This window comes from Persicirhabdus sediminis (assembly GCF_016595495.1).
Lineage (GTDB): Bacteria > Verrucomicrobiota > Verrucomicrobiia > Verrucomicrobiales > Akkermansiaceae > Persicirhabdus > Persicirhabdus sediminis.
Genome location: NZ_JAENIM010000016.1, coordinates 30,615 through 46,468, shown reverse-complemented (window position 1 = coordinate 46,468; position 15,854 = coordinate 30,615). Strand labels below are relative to the sequence as shown.

Genomic DNA, 15,854 nt, shown 5'->3' with positions numbered 1-15,854 from the left:
GCGGTGAAAATCTACTCGCCGAGCAGCTCAACGATAGCCTCGACGAGGCCGTCTAGGTTGTGAGGGCTGGCTTCTGTACCAATTTCGAAGCCTAGCTCTTTGAGCGTGCCGCTGGTTTGAGGGCCGATGCTGGCAGCTTTGCATTCAGCTGGCCACGGCAGCTCGAGGTCTTTGAAATGTCTTGCGGTTGACGAGCTGGTGAAAGTCACCAAATCAGCACCTTCTTCGGCAAATCGTTTGGCAGCACCCGTTGGATCTTCGGTTTCGGCCTCAATTTTGTAAGCGATGCATTCATCGACGATGGCGCCTTGTTTGGCCAATCCGTCACCGAGCACTGGACGAGCATTTTCTGGGCGAACCCAGAGCACCGTTTGGTTTTCGATATTTTCATTTTTCTCAAATGCCTCAACCAGCCCTTCGGCGATGTGGCGATCTGGGATCAAATCAGTAGCAAATCGATACGCTTTGATTTTTTCAGCCGTACCTGGTCCGAGAGCTGCAATACGACAGCCGCCGATGCTACGCGCATCCGCGTAGGTGGCAAAAAAGGCCTCGAAGAATCGCTCCACTCCATTTGGACTAGTGAAAACGAGCCAGTCGTAGGTGTGCGCGTGTGCCACCCCTTCGGCAAATCCTTGGCGATCACTTGGATCTGCCACCCGAATCACTGGCAGCTCGAGCACGTCGGCACCAATGTCAGTGAGCTTTTTACTCAGTCTGCTCGACTGCATCTGAGTTCTTGTCACCACGATGCGTTTGCCCAGAAGTGGGCGGTTTTCATACCATTGAATCTTGTCCATTTTCTCGATAATGTTGCCTATCACCCCAACAGCTGGAGCTTTAAAATTTTGTTCTTTAACGATGTCTACGATAGTAGCCAGCGTGCCACGGATGGTTTTTTGCCTACCAGTCGTCGCCCAGCGAGTGAGCGTGATTGGCGTATCAGCGTCTGCACCGTATTTGATAAACTCACTAGTAATGCGCTCAATCTGCGACACCCCCATGAGGAAAACTTTGCAGCCGCGAGTTTTTGCCAGCAGCTCGTAGTCGACGCCACTCGATTCTTTCCCCTCAGCCTCGTGGCCAGAGAAAATTGTCACCTGAGCGCCATGTTCGCGGTGAGTGAGCGGAATGCCAGCGTAGACTGGTCCTGCTAGCGCAGAGGAAATTCCAGGAATCACCTCAAAGCGCAATCCAGCTGCAGCCAGAGCTTCAGCCTCTTCACCGCCGCGCCCGAAGATCATCGGATCGCCACCTTTCAGGCGCACGACTTTATTCCCTGCAGCCACTTTTTCCACCAGCAGCGCGTTGATCTGCTCCTGCGGTAAGGTGTGCTTGTTGGCGCGCTTGCCAACGTTGATTTTTTCGCAATCTGCCTTGGTCCAGCTGAGAAGCTCAACGCTGCTCAACGCGTCGTAGACCAGCACGTCAGCTTCAGCAATTCGATCACGCGCCTTCAGAGTGACCAGTCCAATGTCACCTGGCCCGCCACCGGTTAAATAACAAATCCCCTGCTTACTCATGCTAGTTTTGCAAAAAGTTCACCACCAACGACCAACGGCTGGTCGATTGGACCAGATGCTTTTGATTCTTTTGGCGGCTCGTTTCCTTCGTCTGGGAAAACACGCGCCGCCATCACAAGCTGACCGTCAATCAGCTGAGTATACACACCCACTGGAGTATGACAGCCGCCGTCGATCAGGCGTAAAAACTCGCGTTCAGCTAGCGCCTGCATCATGGATTCGTAATGCGTCACCCCCTCCACAATCTTACGTGATTCTTCGTCATCGCTGCGGATTTCAAATCCAACAATGCCCTGACTTGCAGCTGGCAAAAACTCAGCTGGATCGAGCGCTTGCGGGTAAACCACGCCAGCTGGAATTTCCAGCTCACCGTCGATTGAATAACCCAGTCGCACCAAACCAGCTTCAGCTAGCATGATGGCATCGTAATCTTCTTTGATCAGCTTTTCTAGCCGAGTCGGCACATTGCCACGGATGTCAACCAGCTCGAGGTCCGGACGTAGGTAAAGCAGCTGCTTTTGACGGCGCACACTGCTTGTGCCGACGCGCGCACCTTTTGGCAAGGCATCGAGACCACCAGCCTGAGCACAGACCAAAACATCACGCAGTGGAGCTCGCTCCAGCGCGCCAGCAATTTCAAATTCATCATCCAGCACGGTTGGCACATCCTTAAGGCTGTGAACGGCCACGTCGACTTCCTTAGCCAGCAGAGCAATTTCCAGCTCTTTAGTGAAAACTCCCTTATCGAGCACACCTTCCACTTTGGCGACGTCTTTCAAAGGCACATCCGTGCGCTTGTCGCCAATCGTTTTGATCACCACACGCTGGTATTCCAGCTGGGAAAATTTTTCACGCAGCGCAGATTCTGTCATTTCAGCCTGCACTAGTGCTAGGGCGCTTCCGCGTGTCCCTACCTTGAAAATTGCTTGTCCATCACTCATGTTTTTAAATTTGTTTTGCACCCAGCTAGCCGAGCATTTTTTCTACTTCCTCTTTAATGATTTCGTCGCAAATGCGTACCTGCTCGAGGCGTCTCTCGCGCGCGTCAGCCGCCAGCTCTTGCAGCTGGTCCATGTCGTAGAGGTAAACTTCTTCGATCTCACCAGTAGCTGGGTCAATGTCGCGAGGCACGGCAATATCAATCAGGAAGAGCGGTTTGTATTTACGTTTCCTGCGCACCTTCTGCACGTGCTCAGCCAGTAATACTGGATGTTGAGCTCCTGTCGAGGAAACCACCACATCCACCTTAGCCAGCACATCCTCCCATTCATCAAAAGCCACTGCTGTGCCGCCTAAGCTGCCAGCTAGATCTACAGCTTTATCCAATGAACGGTTGGTAACAAACAGCTCCTTAGCGCCGCGAGACATAAAACTCTGCGAAGTGGTACGCCCCATCTCTCCAGCGCCAATCATCATCACGCTGCAGTCTTTGAGTTTGCCAAAAATCTTCTCAGCAAGATCAACCGCCACCGAGCCTACTGATGTTTGCCCGCGTTGGATATCCGTCTGCGTGCGCACTTTTTTGCCCACACCAAAAGATTTCTGGAACAAGCGGTTCAGCACTCCCTTAGTCGCCCCCTTATCCAGCGCCTGCTTATACGCCTGCTTCACCTGACCAAAGATCTCGGTCTCACCAAGAACCATGGAATCCAGCCCGCTGACCACACGGCATAGATGCTGAGCAGCCTCCACACTGTGCTTTTCATAGAAATGCTCAGCGCTAGCGTGATCGAGCCCACGAGTTTCTTCGAGATAATTGCGCAGCACCTTAGATCCAAGCTCTAAGTCCTCCACAGCCACATAGATTTCCATCCTATTACAGGTAGAAATCACCACACCTTCAGCCACGTCGTTGAGCTCAGTCAACTTCGCACCCTCATCCCCCAGCAGGCCGTCGGGCACAGCAAATCGTTCGCGCAACTCAACTGGCGCGCTCTGATGGTTCAGACCGAGACAGATTAAATTCATTAGAGCAGTGGGAAAATAACGAGTGAAAACACAAAGAGAAAGACAGCGGTGATTGAGAATGTCCGCGGCGGCATGCCACGAAATTGCCAAACTGACAACAAAACAAGATAACCAATCCACACAGCAGTCGCCAACCAGAGGTGATTACTGATTCCGCCTTCATAGGCTGCAGTGAATCCAAAGATCACCCCCACAGATAAAAGAATCAGCCCAAGGAATAGCAACCGAGCCACGCTTTGTGTCAGAGAATGAATAGGTGGCAGGTTTCTAAATAAGCCAGTGCTTGGGTGCCCACCCTTCAGCTGCTTGTCTAAAACCAAAAACATTACCGCAGAAACTGCCGCCAATCCAAAAGCGCCATAAGATAAAACCGACAGCGCAGAATGAATCGCCGTAGCCCCCTGATGGTCACTCACCGGCTGTGGATCTGCATCCAGCGCACCGGGAACCAGCGCCGCCAACATCAATACCAAAACAAGCGGTGCAGTAAATACCCCCAACAAAGACAAACGGTAAACCGAGCCCACCATCAAATAAAACATCGTCAGCGACCACGCTGCAAAAATACAAATCTCGCCAATATCCATCAGCGGACAGGCTGCTCGAGCCTCACCTCGAATACCCAACTCACTAAGCTGCAGCGCAAAAACTACTATCATCAATGGTAAGGTCCATTGCGAACGCTCACCTACGTGCACATATCGCGCACCCATTACGGTCACGATAAGCGCTACAATACTTGCCAATGTTATGAGTACAGACTCCATCCTGACGAATACATAGAACGCTTTCCCCCATTGAGAAATACTAAATTTCAAGGAATGTGCAGCAATCTACCTAAGACACAAATTCAGTTAGCTCAAATACCTGTTTACATAACCAGAAATGCAGCTCGCAAACACCAACATATACTGAGCGCTCGCCAGCCATTTAGCGCAGTGATTTTCGTATTTCCATGTGCCCAGCTGGTCCAGCTAGATGAAATCCCACGACCAGCCAAGCTGGCGACCAGCTTCGCGTCTATCCAGCAGGCTGTCAAAAAACCGCCCGCGCCCGATTCCACCTGCAATACAGCCAGACAACTATTCAATCTTTACTGAAAATTAGGGTTTCGTTTTGTAGCCTCTGGAGTATTGTCCGAGTATGTCTGCACTGTCATTCAGCCCCGTCGAAGAAATCATCGCGGAAATTGCATCTGGCCACATGGTAATCGTTGTTGACGATCCATCGCGCGAAAACGAAGCCGACCTCGTTGCGGCTGCGCAAGGCATCACGCCCGAGACCATCGCATTCATGGCCAATAACGGTCGCGGGCTCATCTGTGCTCCTATTTCTCAGGAAAAAGCAATCGAGCTGGATCTGCCACAAATGACAAAACATAACCGCGAGGCACTGGGCACCGCATTTACCGTTTCCGTAGATGCCGCCAAAGGCATCACCACTGGTATCTCAGCAGCAGACCGCGCGCTCGCAGCTCGCCTGCTAGCTGATCCAAAAACCCAGCCAGAAGACCTCATCCAGCCGGGACACATTTTCCCACTTCAGGCAGTACACGGCGGTGTCTTGCAACGCGCTGGCCATACAGAAGCCTCAGTTGACTTAGCCATTCTAGCTGGCCTTGAGCCCGCTGCGGTGATCTGCGAAATCATGCACGCCGATGGCACCATGGCCCGCAGTGGCGACCTCGGTGAATATCAGGCCGAGCACAATCTGAAAGCTTGCACGATTTCAGAACTCATCGAGTACCGCCGCATGTCTGAAAAATTAGTTCGCCGTGAACAAAGCATCAAACTGCCAACAGACTACGGTGAATTTGACTGCCACCTCTACACCCACCTCACTGATGGCGAAGAACACCTTGTGCTGCAAAAAGGAGCCATCGACCCAGAAAAGCCTACCCTCGTGCGCGTGCACTCAGAATGTCTCACGGGTGATGTATTTATGAGCCGTCGCTGCGATTGCGGCGGACAGCTCCACCAAGCACTCGAGCGCATCGCCGAAGAAGGCGGCGTATTGCTCTACCTACGCCAAGAAGGACGCGGCATTGGCCTAAAAGCAAAAATCCACGCCTACAAACTTCAAGAGCAAGGGTACGACACCATCGAAGCAAATGAAAAGTTAGGTTATCCGTCTGACCTGCGCGACTACGGCATGGGCGCGCAAATGCTCAGTGACTGCGGCATCACCAAGATCCGTCTAATGACTAACAACCCGAAGAAGATTATCGGCTTAGAAGGCTACGGGTTAGAAATCGTCGAGCAAATTCCTATCTCTCTACCATCAAACCCAGATAACGAGAAATATCTGCAGACGAAAAAAGACCGCATGGGCCACAAGCTCTAGGCTTTGCATTTTCATAAAAATTACTTTTGCTGCTAATATCCACCAGCTAGCTTTGTTTTAGAAAAAAACAAACATTCATCCCTTAGCAACCAATATACTCATGCGCATCGCCATCTACGCGGGGTCATTTGACCCACCTACTAACGGCCACATGTGGATGATCAAAAAAGGATTAGAAATTTTTGATCACCTATACGTAGCCATCGGCAGCAACCCAATGAAAGCCTACACATTCAGTGTGCAGGAACGCATGGAACTACTTGCTAACTCACTACCTAGCAGTGAGCGGCTCACTGTAGCCGAGTTTGATAACAGCTTTTTGGTAGACTACGCTAACAGCGTGGGAGCGCAATACATCCTACGAGGCATTAGATCATCACACGATTACGAATATGAACGAGTGATGCGCCACATCAATGCAGACATGGCTCCTGAAATCAGCACCGTTTTTCTCATGCCCCCCCGTGATATTGCCGAGCTATCTTCCAGTATGGTTAAAGGGCTTATCGGACCAAAGGGCTGGCAAAAAACAGTTAGCCGATATGTTCCAGCGCCAGTATTTTCAGCGCTAGAAGAGTCCCTAGCCGAACCTAGCTAAGCCATGCCAGACTTCACCCCAGTCATCGAGTATTTCAACCTGCTCCTAGAAACAAAGGATGACTGGTGGCAATGGAGTTGTATAGCCCTCTGCATCGGCCTAGCATTCCTAGCGGTTCACCTGCTTAAAATTACCCTTTTCGCTGAAAACTCCAGCTGCAAAAGGTTTTGCCTGCGCTTCTTCAACCCGGGCTCGAAAGTATCCGGCTTCCCAATCGTGCTCAGCTTGCTCTTCTGGCTATCTTGGGACATCAGAGAAAACCTTGGTTACAGCAACCACTATCTGTTCAACGCGGCCTTCCTGACATCAGCATACAGCGTCTATCATATCGTCAATTCGATAACCAAAAGCTCGTTTATCCCCAGAACTCTCGGCGCGACTATTCTAGTACTCTTCACTCTAAAACTAGTCGGCCTATCACAACCGTTATACAAAAGCCTCAGTGGCGCGTCTATCAACTTTGGCGCCATCAGTATCAACTTCTGGAATATCTCACTAGCCATCATCGCTTTTGCCATCATCATTTGGCTAGCCCACCTAACTGAGAGATTCACCAAAGCGACTTTGGGGTCACGGAGCGACATCCCACCATCAATCAAAGTCCTGCTTTATAAGGCGACCAAGTTTTTATTTTACACTGTTGCCACACTAGCCTCCTTGTCCATTGCCGGCGTGGATCTAGCCTCACTAACTGTATTCACAGGTGCCCTTGGTCTTGGTATCGGCTTTGGTTTACAAAAGGTAATCTCAAACCTCATCTCAGGTGTCATCATCCTGCTAGACAAATCAATCAAACCTGGCGATGTGATCGAAGTTGACGGCACATACGGCTGGATCAACTCACTCCATACACGCTATGTCTCAGTGAGAACCAGAGACCGTAAAGAGCACCTCATCCCAAACGAAGACCTTGTCACTAACAAAGTCATCAACTGGTCGTTTTCAGATAACAATGTGCGCATCAAAGCTGACGTTGGCGTCTCCTATGATACCGACATCCCACAAGCACTTGAAATACTAACATCATGCGTCGAAGGTATTGACCGTGTACTGAAAAACCCCAAACCTGTAGCACTATTGATTAGCTTTGGTGATTCCTCCATCAACCTCCAGCTAAGATTTTGGATCAATGATCCCGCTGCCGGCGTCACTAACTGTCGCTCACAGGTTATGCTAAATATCTGGCAGAAATTCAAGGAAGCTGGGATTCAAATCCCCTACCCTCAACGTGACCTTCACATCGTCAGTTCAAAAATATCAACTGAATCCAGCCAGCTAGACGGTACCGCAAACGACACAGCGCCTAGCAGCTAGATAAGCTCTACTCCCTATCTTCTTTTTCCTCCTCAGCTGGCTCAGCGCGCTCACTAGTCGATCCTGGCAATAAGCCAAACACTCCGCGAATTCCTCCCTCAACAGCTCCAACTCCTGAATCAATGACGCCAGCACCAGTCTTCACGCCTTCAGTGAGAACCTCCGTAGGTAGAGCGCTCGCGCCGGATTCTATCAGGCCTGTTCCAGTCTCTATCACACCTCCACCTGATCCCACGATACCCGATGCCCCTTCACCTAGCGCCTTGCCGGTGAGCTTCAGCACCCTAACACCAGTTTCAGGAATAATTTCAAACAACCTCTCTCCAGCTGCCTGAATTAGCCTTGCGGTGAGATCTTCTGTAGGCGCAGATTTAGTTCCTCCAATGCGTATATCAGTCCAACGCATACCTAACTCACCAGGAAGAAATACCTTCGTCTCCGCTCCAGGAATATGAGCCAATGTGCCCGGTGTAATCCCCACCTTAAACTTACCATCCAACTGCTCACCATTAATATGCAGATAACCTCGCAGCTGAATCAACCCTTCGGAGGCAATGAACATATCATCTAACTCCAACACATCCCCGTAGCGCTTAAACTTCCAGCTGACATCAGATAGACTTAGCCGAGTAAAACGGCGATTCATGGTATAAGAGGCAATCACATCCAAAGGTTCTAGCCCCGTTAGCACACCTTTTTTCACCTTCATCTCACCCTTCGTGACAACCTGACCACTGTAGTTAGTGACATTCATGCGCCCAGCTAGATCACCTTGGCAACGTTTACTCCAAACATTGTCTAGCAACTCCTCGCATCTAAGGCCGCTAACCTCTGTGTAGATATCAAAACTATTCCCCTGCAATTCGCCTGAACACGACAGCAAACCATTCTTGTAGAAATCAGCCTTAGCGTCGTTGATATAAACTTTGCCGTTTTGCCAACGACCATTCGCCTGATGCAACTCAAGCTCCGACTTTATCCACGGTAATACTAAGCTACCATTACGTAAATCTACGGAGTAATTAGACTGTCCACTTTGCTTCTCTACTTTTGCTGTCACGCCGGAAACTATTAGATCACCTTCCAGCAGTTTTGCCTGTGCATCTAGCTGATAGACATCCATCGATTGGACTTCAGCGTACTGCGGCAAAAACCGGCTCCAAAAACTCTGCTTATGACTAACTGCTGTGGTATCCACTTTTACCGGATTGGCATTGCCTGACATGGCTACCTCCCCTGAGTTAACGACGGGAGCAGGTTCTTCCCACTGAATATTCAAGCGGCTAGCGCGCAAGTTAGGAATCTCCCAAACACCACGTTTCACGCCCTGCAGTTGGATACTAGCTTTCAAGCCTTCAGCCTGTAAATCAGGACTCCCATTGTGGCCAGTTGAGGAAAATGTTGGGCTGGAAACACGCATCCCCTCCCAGTGAAAATTGCCGTAATTCACATCTGATTTCAAAAAACTACCCGTCAACTGGCCCATCAAATGACGAAAATCTTCGCTGTGTAAATAGCTACGCAGCCACCGGTAGGATACAAAACTACCCAAAGTAACAAACAACATCAGCAAAAATACAGCTCGCAGTATCCACTTCGACCATGAGCTAGATGAGTGTTTCCCCCTCCTACGTTGACGTCTCGACATACAGGCAAGATATCCAGCTAAACCACCGACTCAAGTAGATATCTCACAACTAGCAATATGCAGTGAATACAAAAAAAGCGCATTTTTAGAATTCATCTTTAACTCATCGTTCTCTAATGTCCGCTTTGTGTCGGACTATCCAAACGAATTTCAACGCAAAACTCTGTGGAGCGCCCTAACTGGCATTGCCATTGTTATCATTGGCCTGCTAGTTATAGGTCTCATTTGGCTAACAAGTAGCATCTTCAGCTACCTACAGGCGGTTCTCTTGCCTCTAGCTGTTGCTGGCATCATCGCCTACCTGCTAGACCCAATCGTTAGCTCTTTACAGAAAAAGGGACTATCACGGCTAAAATCTGTGCTCGCCGTATTTTGTTCCTTTTTCATCGTCATCATGGCTATCAGCGCGTGGATCGTCGTGCCTCTTCTGAATGACGACTTAGAAGACACATCGGTATCAGCTGAAGTGATCGCCGCTGAGAAAGATGCCAAGCGTGACAAACTCATTGACGGCATCAACGCCAAAATGGAGAAGCTTTCTAAGACGCCTGCCATCCGTCCAGTTATCGCCTACCTTAATGAACCCGTCGATAGCGAAGGCGAACTTGTTCTAGCTGAAGACACCAAGACTAAGGTAGTATCCAAGCCGCGCTGGCACTTCTACCTCATCAACTACTCCACTACCATTGCCAGTACCGCCACTAGCTGGCTCAGCTCAGGAACCACTAAATTCCTTGGCCTCATGGGCCTCGCCATTGGTTTCGCCATGCTACCCATCTATCTATTCTATTTCTTGATAGAAAGCGCCGCGATCAAACAACACTGGAAAGAATACATTCCGCTGAAGTCGTCAAAATTCAAAGATGAGCTCACCGGCACCTTACAAGAAATCAACGGTTACCTTATTTCCTTCTTCCGCGGGCAGGTGCTTGTAGCTTTTATTGACGGTCTCCTTGTTGGTATTGCCCTGAGTATATTCGGGCTCCCCTATGGATTTGTCATTGGTCTATTTCTCACGGTTCTCGGCATTATCCCATATATCGGAAACATCCTCTGCCTGGTCCCAGCCTGCATCATTGCCTTTGTCCATTTTAGTCAAACAGGAAACCAAGGCTTCCTCGGTGAGAACCCATGGTTCTACGTCCTAGCAGTCATCGGCATTTTCTTCATTGTACAACAAATCAACTCACTGGTTACCGCACCAAAAATTGTCGGCGACTCTGTTGGGCTACACCCAATGACTGTGATTTTCTCCATGCTGTTCTGGTCTATCATCCTAGGTGGTTTTGTTGGAGCCCTACTTGCGGTTCCACTCACAGCAGCGCTTAAGGTGTTATTCCGCCGTTATGTTTGGGAAGCTTCACTCAGTGACGCCACTGAAAAGAAAATCGCCAAACTAACGAATAGCGAAACCCCAAGCTAAATATGAGCTCTCAATCAACATCCGAAACGGTCGCCATCATCGGTGGCGGACCAGCTGGCCTCCGCGCCGCAGAGCTCATATCAGCTGCAGGAATTAGCTGCGTGCTTTATGATTCCATGCCATCTGTTGGTAGAAAATTTCTCGTTGCAGGAAAAAGTGGCCTCAACCTAACTAAAGATGAAGACCTCGACACCTTCATTAGTTACTACGGCGGCAGTCACAACGGCCAATTTGATCTACAGAGATGGGCTTCTATCATCAAAGAGTTTGATAATAAGATGATTCGTGAGTGGGCTGAAGGCCTAGGCATTACAACATTCACAGCTAACAGCGGAAAAGTATTCCCAGAAGCAATGAAAGCTGCGCCATTATTGCGTCGCTGGGTTCACAAACTCCGCGAACAAGGAGTAAATTTTCGCATGCGCCACAAACTGGCTAGCATCGCGCCAGCTGAAAAAGAACAAGGATACAAACTAACATTCACAAGCCCACTGGACGAAAGAACTAGCTACAATCATCGTTATGTCGTCCTCGCTATGGGCGGCGCCTCATGGCCACAAACTGGCTCTGATGGAGCATGGAGAGACATCCTCGACCAACAGCAAGTCTGTTATCAAACCTTACAAGCTGATAACTGCGGGTGGATGCATCCGTGGAATGACGAATTTCTCAAAATAGCGGAAGGCAAACCACTGAAAAATATTCACCTCAGCTGTGGGGATCAAAAAGTGACTGGCGAGGTAATGATTACCAAATATGGCCTCGAAGGTAGCGCCATCTATCAGATAGGACGAACACTCCGTAGCTTGCCAAAAGCCTATATCGAGATAGACCTCAAACCTACATTTACACATGACCAGTTAGTGGCGAAAATGGGCGGCAAACAACACGGCTTATTGCGAGAAGCTAAATACCGCTGGAAACTCTCGCCGCAAGCTATGGCGCTGATCAAGCACCAATACAAACACACTAACGACGTCAACCTTCTAGCCACTCAGATAAAAGCCTGCCGTATTGACCTCGACTCCCCTCGCCCAATCGATGAAGTCATTTCAACATCCGGCGGCATATGCTGGAGCGAACTCAACGAGCAATTAATGCTCAACAAGCTGCCTGGAATTTTTGCCTGTGGAGAAATGATAGATTGGGAGGCGCCGACGGGCGGCTACCTCATGCAGGGATGTTTTGCATCGGGCACACGTGTCGGGAAATCAATCATCCAGATGAGTGCAGAGGAATAGGTTTGCCAGCCACTAATCAACTTTTTAAAATCAACTTCATGGATACTGAGCCAGACAGAGACAGACCAATCATAGGAGTGATAGACTCTGGAATTGGCGGGCTTTCTGTGGTTCTCGAGATCTGCAAGAGACTGCCTAACCATTCGATTCGCTACATTGGCGACTCGTCGTGGTGCCCATATGGCAATAAATCCCCTGAGCAGATCCAACAGCGCACAGCAACAGCTACCGAAAAACTCATTAGCATGGGCGCTGAGTGCATTGTAATTGCCTGTAACTCAGCGACAATTCACGCGATAGAGTATTTACGGGCACACTTCCCCCTGCCATTTGTCGGCATGGAGCCAGCTATTAAGCCGGCCTGCAAACAAACCAAAAACGGCATTGTTGGAGTATTTGCCACCGAGGCCTCTATTGCTGGAGAAAAATTTCACCGCTTGATTTACGACCACGCTGGAGGGGTCAATGTAATCACTCGCCCTTGCCCCAAATACGTTGAGCTCGTGGAAGCTGGCATCTTAAACGGACCAGAAGTCGAAGACGCGATAAATGAATACGCTGCCCCCATGCTCGAGGCAGGGGTCGACACAATTGTTTTGGGCTGTACTCATTACCCATTCCTACTACCAAGTATGAAAGCCATTCTCGGCAACTCCATCCAGCTGATAGACACAGGCGCCGCCGTTGCTGAACAGGTTGCTAGAGTTATTGGCAAGTCAGAACCCCAGCCAGCAGCTAGAGATATTTTTGCCTTCAGCACAGCTGACGCCGAAAAATTCCGAAAACTCTGGCACCTCCTTGCTCCAAACCTACCAGCTCAGTGCGCAGCCATTAAGCTGTGATACTTCTAGCCAAACACCTGCATAAACCCAACCTCAAGAGCCAGCTGCTCTTGAGCGTTAGTTTCGAAGACTGACTTCATCTTCACTAGGGCGTCCATTCGTACAACCAGTTGCTCAAGGGATTGATCCTCAGCTAAATCTTCATAAATTTTCCGGTGCTGCGGGAAATCCAATTCTGATTGTGAGTGACATTTCACCCTCACAACATCTCCTAACCAGGACTCCATGACATCCAATAAGCCTGCTCTAACTTGCAGGTAATCTGACTCCACCTGCGCCTTAAAAAAATCTTCTCGCTGTTTTAGCCAATCCCCCTCTGTAGCTTGCTTGTACTTCTTAATCTCCTCTTTCTGCTGAGTTTCGTAGCCCTTCGCGATCAATGATTTTTCCTGAGCTAGAACTTTGGCAAAACTCGACTTCAAAGAAAGCGCAGCTTGTACATTACCAAAACCCGAACCGCCAAACTTCCCTAATGCTTGTAGCAGCGGCTCAGATCCAGCAACCACAACTTCTTTCTCGTTTTCAGAAAATAGCGTTAGAATAAGACAGCGCGATAGAATAGTAGGTAACAACCTCTCAGGGTACTCAGTTAGCATCAACAAAAGACAATCAGCTGGCGGCTCTTCTAGAGTTTTCAAAAAAGCATTTTCAGCCTGCTCATTCATACGGTCAGCATCCGTAATCACACCCACTTTGAATTTGCCAGTGGGAGCGGAAACACGAAATGACTTCTCCAACTCACGCATGGCATCAACGCCAATGCGACGCGACTTCATCCGCGGCTGCACAATTCGCACTAACTCTCCTTCCAGTTCCTCTAAAGGAGGTGTTTGAGGAGGAAGGGTTTCGCCAAAGAAATCCATCGCCTCCTGGGTATTACCTCCATTGACCATTGTGATCATCCGCGCTGCTAGTTCACGTTTACCGCTCCCCTTTGTCCCTGTAATCAAAAAGGCGTGGCCGAGTCGGCCTCTCTCGAATGCCGATTCCAATAATTCCAGTGCGCGATCTGCTGTGAATGCCATGACGTCAATATACTGACCAGTGCTCCAAATGAGGCAATCTCATATTTACTCGCTAGAAAAATTATCCTAGCAAGTCAGCTAATAAGGCTCCTACAGATCTCCTACCTATCAGTTTTAAAAAATGGAGAATCTTCTAGATTCACGCCCTGATCCTCTTTTGATTCAGATTTATTCGAGGAATCATCTCCAGGCATGAGCTTACCTGGGTTGAGTAATGCCCCCCATCGAGCTTTCACTCCAACCTTATTCATCATCAACTGCCCGTCGCGGCTAGAAATAGCGAGTGATAACAATATCCCAGATAGAACGACCAATACCAATGACCTCCAAACCTTTTTAGGATAGGTAGCACAGAAGATAACATCCACGAAAGTCTGCAAAATCATTCCCCATAAAAACCATTTCTTGCTCACCTTAAACTCGCGGAACTTAAGACCTAACCAAGCAATAAATAACAAGCCCATGCCGCCAATGAAATAAATCAACAGGCTTCCCATCTGGTAAACAAAGCCAAGCAGCAACAAATCGACTAAAAAAACAAGTGCCACGGAAAGCTCCAAAGACAAGCATTCAACAGCATTTCGCAGCCATTTGGGTAAGCGCATCCCAAACTCTTTGCTTTCTTCGACGGGTTCTCGATCCGGCAGCTTGGTGCTCGCAAAATCGACATCTTTCACCTCTAACCAGCTATCGAGGGTTGGGCTCCAAATCAAATCCTCCGCTGATAGAACTGCCTGAGCGACAAATTCTTTAATCGTCGTCCTATTGTGTGGCCCACTAACACGAGACCCTTGCGCGTAATACCACGTATTATAAGGGTCGGTTGTATTCACCTCAGATGCACCAGATGGCTCGTGAGATTGGCTCGCCTCTAACTCCTTTTTACGTCGCAGTCGCGCCGCGTATTCTTTTTGCCTATCTAACGAGCTCTTTCCTTCGCAATTATAATGATCGAGAAACTCCGTCATCACCTCCTGCGGAGAGCCCGGTCGCTTAGCTGGGTCGTGAGCCAGTAAACGCATCAGCCAAGTATCTAGCCAAACAGGCAAATCTGGTCGCAACTCCAACAAAGGCGTCATGCGTCCCTGAATATGCGAAGCCATTACTTGAACAGCACTATCACCATCAAACGGGTGAACCCCCGTCAAACAGTAATAATAGATGCAGCCCATTGCATATTGATCACTCTCAAAGGTACCAGGTTTACCCTCAAATTGCTCGGGAGCCATGAAGTAAATTGAGCCCCTCATCGCCTGCTTCGATGAGCTGGTTTCTACGTCCTTGTTGCGCGTCAGACGAGCTTGGTCAAAGTCTAGCAACTTGTACTGTACCGACCCACTTGGCAGCGGCGAGCACATGATATTTTGAGGTTTCAGATCACAGTGGACAATATTTGCCTCCCGCGCCGCGCTGAGAGCATCTTGGGTTTGTACCACCAAGTCTCGCAACTCGATCAAATCGCACTCCTGCCTTTCTACAGCCTCATTGAGCGTTTTGCCTTTCAGCAACTCCATGACCACAAGCACCCCGTGATCATCGTTACAAATATCATGAATCGTAACGATGTTAGGGTGCTGCAGTGAGGCCAATACTGCGGCCTCCTCATAGAGCATCTGGGTAGGCAGAGCACGCTTCCCCTCACGCTGTGGCAACATGCGTTTGATAGCAACCTCACGTTTGAGACGTTCGTCTACCCCTTGATAGACAACACCGAAGCCACCTGCGCCAATTTGACGAGTTGTCCGATACCTCTCTGAAATCTGCTCAGCTTCCTTCATGGCCCATTTATGCTCAAGATCGTATCCCCATTTGGGGCCACAGACCAAACAACAAGACCTTAAATTTAGTAAAGTTTAGTAAAATTACAATGCCTATTTCAGGTCCGCTCAGCAGCTAACTAGAGCCTTGCGAGGGAAATCAATACTTTTG

Annotated in this window: 13 protein-coding genes; 6 read left to right on the top strand and 7 right to left on the bottom strand. The window is 49.2% G+C overall.

What is annotated here, in order from left to right; genetic code table 11:
• Nucleotides 1-11: 11 nt before the first annotated feature.
• From cobA to ccsA, 4 genes are read right to left on the bottom strand one after another with little or no spacing between them, the layout of a single operon-like run.
• Nucleotides 12-1,523 (bottom strand): uroporphyrinogen-III C-methyltransferase, encoded by a 1,512-nt coding sequence (gene cobA, locus JIN82_RS02895; protein ID WP_200310138.1) that lies wholly within the window; start codon nt 1,521-1,523, stop codon nt 12-14.
• On the bottom strand, nt 1,520-2,464 hold the full coding sequence (gene hemC / locus JIN82_RS02890) for a hydroxymethylbilane synthase (protein WP_200310137.1): 945 nt from the start codon (nt 2,462-2,464) through the stop codon (nt 1,520-1,522). The genes cobA and hemC overlap by 4 nt, the downstream gene beginning before the upstream one ends.
• 25 nt (nt 2,465-2,489) lie before the next feature.
• Entirely contained in the window at nt 2,490-3,491 is a 1,002-nt protein-coding gene (hemA, locus tag JIN82_RS02885; protein ID WP_200310136.1) for a glutamyl-tRNA reductase, read from the bottom strand.
• Complete coding sequence (gene ccsA, locus JIN82_RS02880) at nt 3,491-4,309, bottom strand: cytochrome c biogenesis protein CcsA (RefSeq protein ID WP_200310135.1); 819 nt, start codon at nt 4,307-4,309, stop codon at nt 3,491-3,493. Before ccsA ends, hemA begins: the two co-directional genes overlap by 1 nt.
• A 325-nt stretch (nt 4,310-4,634) precedes the next feature.
• Here ccsA and JIN82_RS02875 point away from each other — a divergent pair, with 325 nt between their 5' ends.
• From JIN82_RS02875 to JIN82_RS02865, 3 genes are all read left to right on the top strand, one after another.
• Nucleotides 4,635-5,834, top strand: coding sequence for a bifunctional 3,4-dihydroxy-2-butanone-4-phosphate synthase/GTP cyclohydrolase II (locus JIN82_RS02875; RefSeq protein ID WP_200310134.1), 1,200 nt, complete (start codon nt 4,635-4,637; stop codon nt 5,832-5,834).
• Between the two features lie 100 nt (nt 5,835-5,934).
• Nucleotides 5,935-6,432, top strand: a complete 498-nt coding sequence (gene coaD, locus JIN82_RS02870; RefSeq protein WP_200310133.1) for a pantetheine-phosphate adenylyltransferase — start codon at nt 5,935-5,937, stop codon at nt 6,430-6,432.
• A 3-nt stretch (nt 6,433-6,435) separates the two neighbouring features.
• Entirely contained in the window at nt 6,436-7,746 is a 1,311-nt protein-coding gene (locus JIN82_RS02865) for a mechanosensitive ion channel family protein (protein ID WP_200310132.1), read from the top strand.
• A 7-nt stretch (nt 7,747-7,753) separates the two neighbouring features.
• Here JIN82_RS02865 and JIN82_RS02860 read toward each other — a convergent pair whose 3' ends face one another.
• Entirely contained in the window at nt 7,754-9,394 is a 1,641-nt protein-coding gene (locus tag JIN82_RS02860) for a hypothetical protein (RefSeq protein WP_200310131.1), read from the bottom strand.
• A 127-nt stretch (nt 9,395-9,521) separates the two neighbouring features.
• Between JIN82_RS02860 and JIN82_RS02855 the strand changes: the two genes are divergently transcribed.
• From JIN82_RS02855 to murI, 3 genes are read left to right on the top strand one after another with little or no spacing between them, the layout of a single operon-like run.
• Complete coding sequence (locus JIN82_RS02855) at nt 9,522-10,817, top strand: AI-2E family transporter (protein ID WP_200310130.1); 1,296 nt, start codon at nt 9,522-9,524, stop codon at nt 10,815-10,817.
• A 2-nt stretch (nt 10,818-10,819) separates the two neighbouring features.
• Complete coding sequence (locus JIN82_RS02850; RefSeq protein ID WP_200310129.1) at nt 10,820-12,058, top strand: BaiN/RdsA family NAD(P)/FAD-dependent oxidoreductase; 1,239 nt, start codon at nt 10,820-10,822, stop codon at nt 12,056-12,058.
• Nucleotides 12,059-12,096: 38 nt separating this feature from the next.
• Nucleotides 12,097-12,900 carry a glutamate racemase gene (murI, locus tag JIN82_RS02845; RefSeq protein WP_200310128.1) on the top strand — a complete coding sequence of 268 codons (804 nt, stop codon included), beginning with the start codon at nt 12,097-12,099 and terminating at the stop codon, nt 12,898-12,900.
• A gap of 5 nt (nt 12,901-12,905) precedes the next feature.
• Here murI and JIN82_RS02840 read toward each other — a convergent pair whose 3' ends face one another.
• A complete protein-coding gene (locus JIN82_RS02840) occupies nt 12,906-13,925 on the bottom strand; it encodes a hypothetical protein (protein ID WP_200310127.1) in 1,020 nt (339 codons plus the stop codon).
• A gap of 101 nt (nt 13,926-14,026) precedes the next feature.
• Entirely contained in the window at nt 14,027-15,703 is a 1,677-nt protein-coding gene (locus tag JIN82_RS02835) for a protein kinase domain-containing protein (protein WP_200310126.1), read from the bottom strand.
• Between the last annotated feature and the right edge of the window lie 151 nt (nt 15,704-15,854).

Excerpts from the sequence above, each read along its gene's own strand:
- JIN82_RS02840 (WP_200310127.1), bottom strand. The coding sequence starts at position 13,925 with ATGGCATTCACAGCAGATCGCGCACTGGAATTATTGGAATCGGCATTC.
- JIN82_RS02835 (WP_200310126.1), bottom strand. The coding sequence starts at position 15,703 with ATGAAGGAAGCTGAGCAGATTTCAGAGAGGTATCGGACAACTCGTCAA.
- JIN82_RS02875 (WP_200310134.1), top strand. The coding sequence starts at position 4,635 with ATGTCTGCACTGTCATTCAGCCCCGTCGAAGAAATCATCGCGGAAATT.
- coaD (WP_200310133.1), top strand. The coding sequence starts at position 5,935 with ATGCGCATCGCCATCTACGCGGGGTCATTTGACCCACCTACTAACGGC.
- hemC (WP_200310137.1), bottom strand. The coding sequence starts at position 2,464 with ATGAGTGATGGACAAGCAATTTTCAAGGTAGGGACACGCGGAAGCGCC.
- cobA (WP_200310138.1), bottom strand. The coding sequence starts at position 1,523 with ATGAGTAAGCAGGGGATTTGTTATTTAACCGGTGGCGGGCCAGGTGAC.
- JIN82_RS02860 (WP_200310131.1), bottom strand. The coding sequence starts at position 9,394 with ATGTCGAGACGTCAACGTAGGAGGGGGAAACACTCATCTAGCTCATGG.
- hemA (WP_200310136.1), bottom strand. The coding sequence starts at position 3,491 with ATGAATTTAATCTGTCTCGGTCTGAACCATCAGAGCGCGCCAGTTGAG.
- murI (WP_200310128.1), top strand. The coding sequence starts at position 12,097 with ATGGATACTGAGCCAGACAGAGACAGACCAATCATAGGAGTGATAGAC.
- JIN82_RS02865 (WP_200310132.1), top strand. The coding sequence starts at position 6,436 with ATGCCAGACTTCACCCCAGTCATCGAGTATTTCAACCTGCTCCTAGAA.
- JIN82_RS02850 (WP_200310129.1), top strand. The coding sequence starts at position 10,820 with ATGAGCTCTCAATCAACATCCGAAACGGTCGCCATCATCGGTGGCGGA.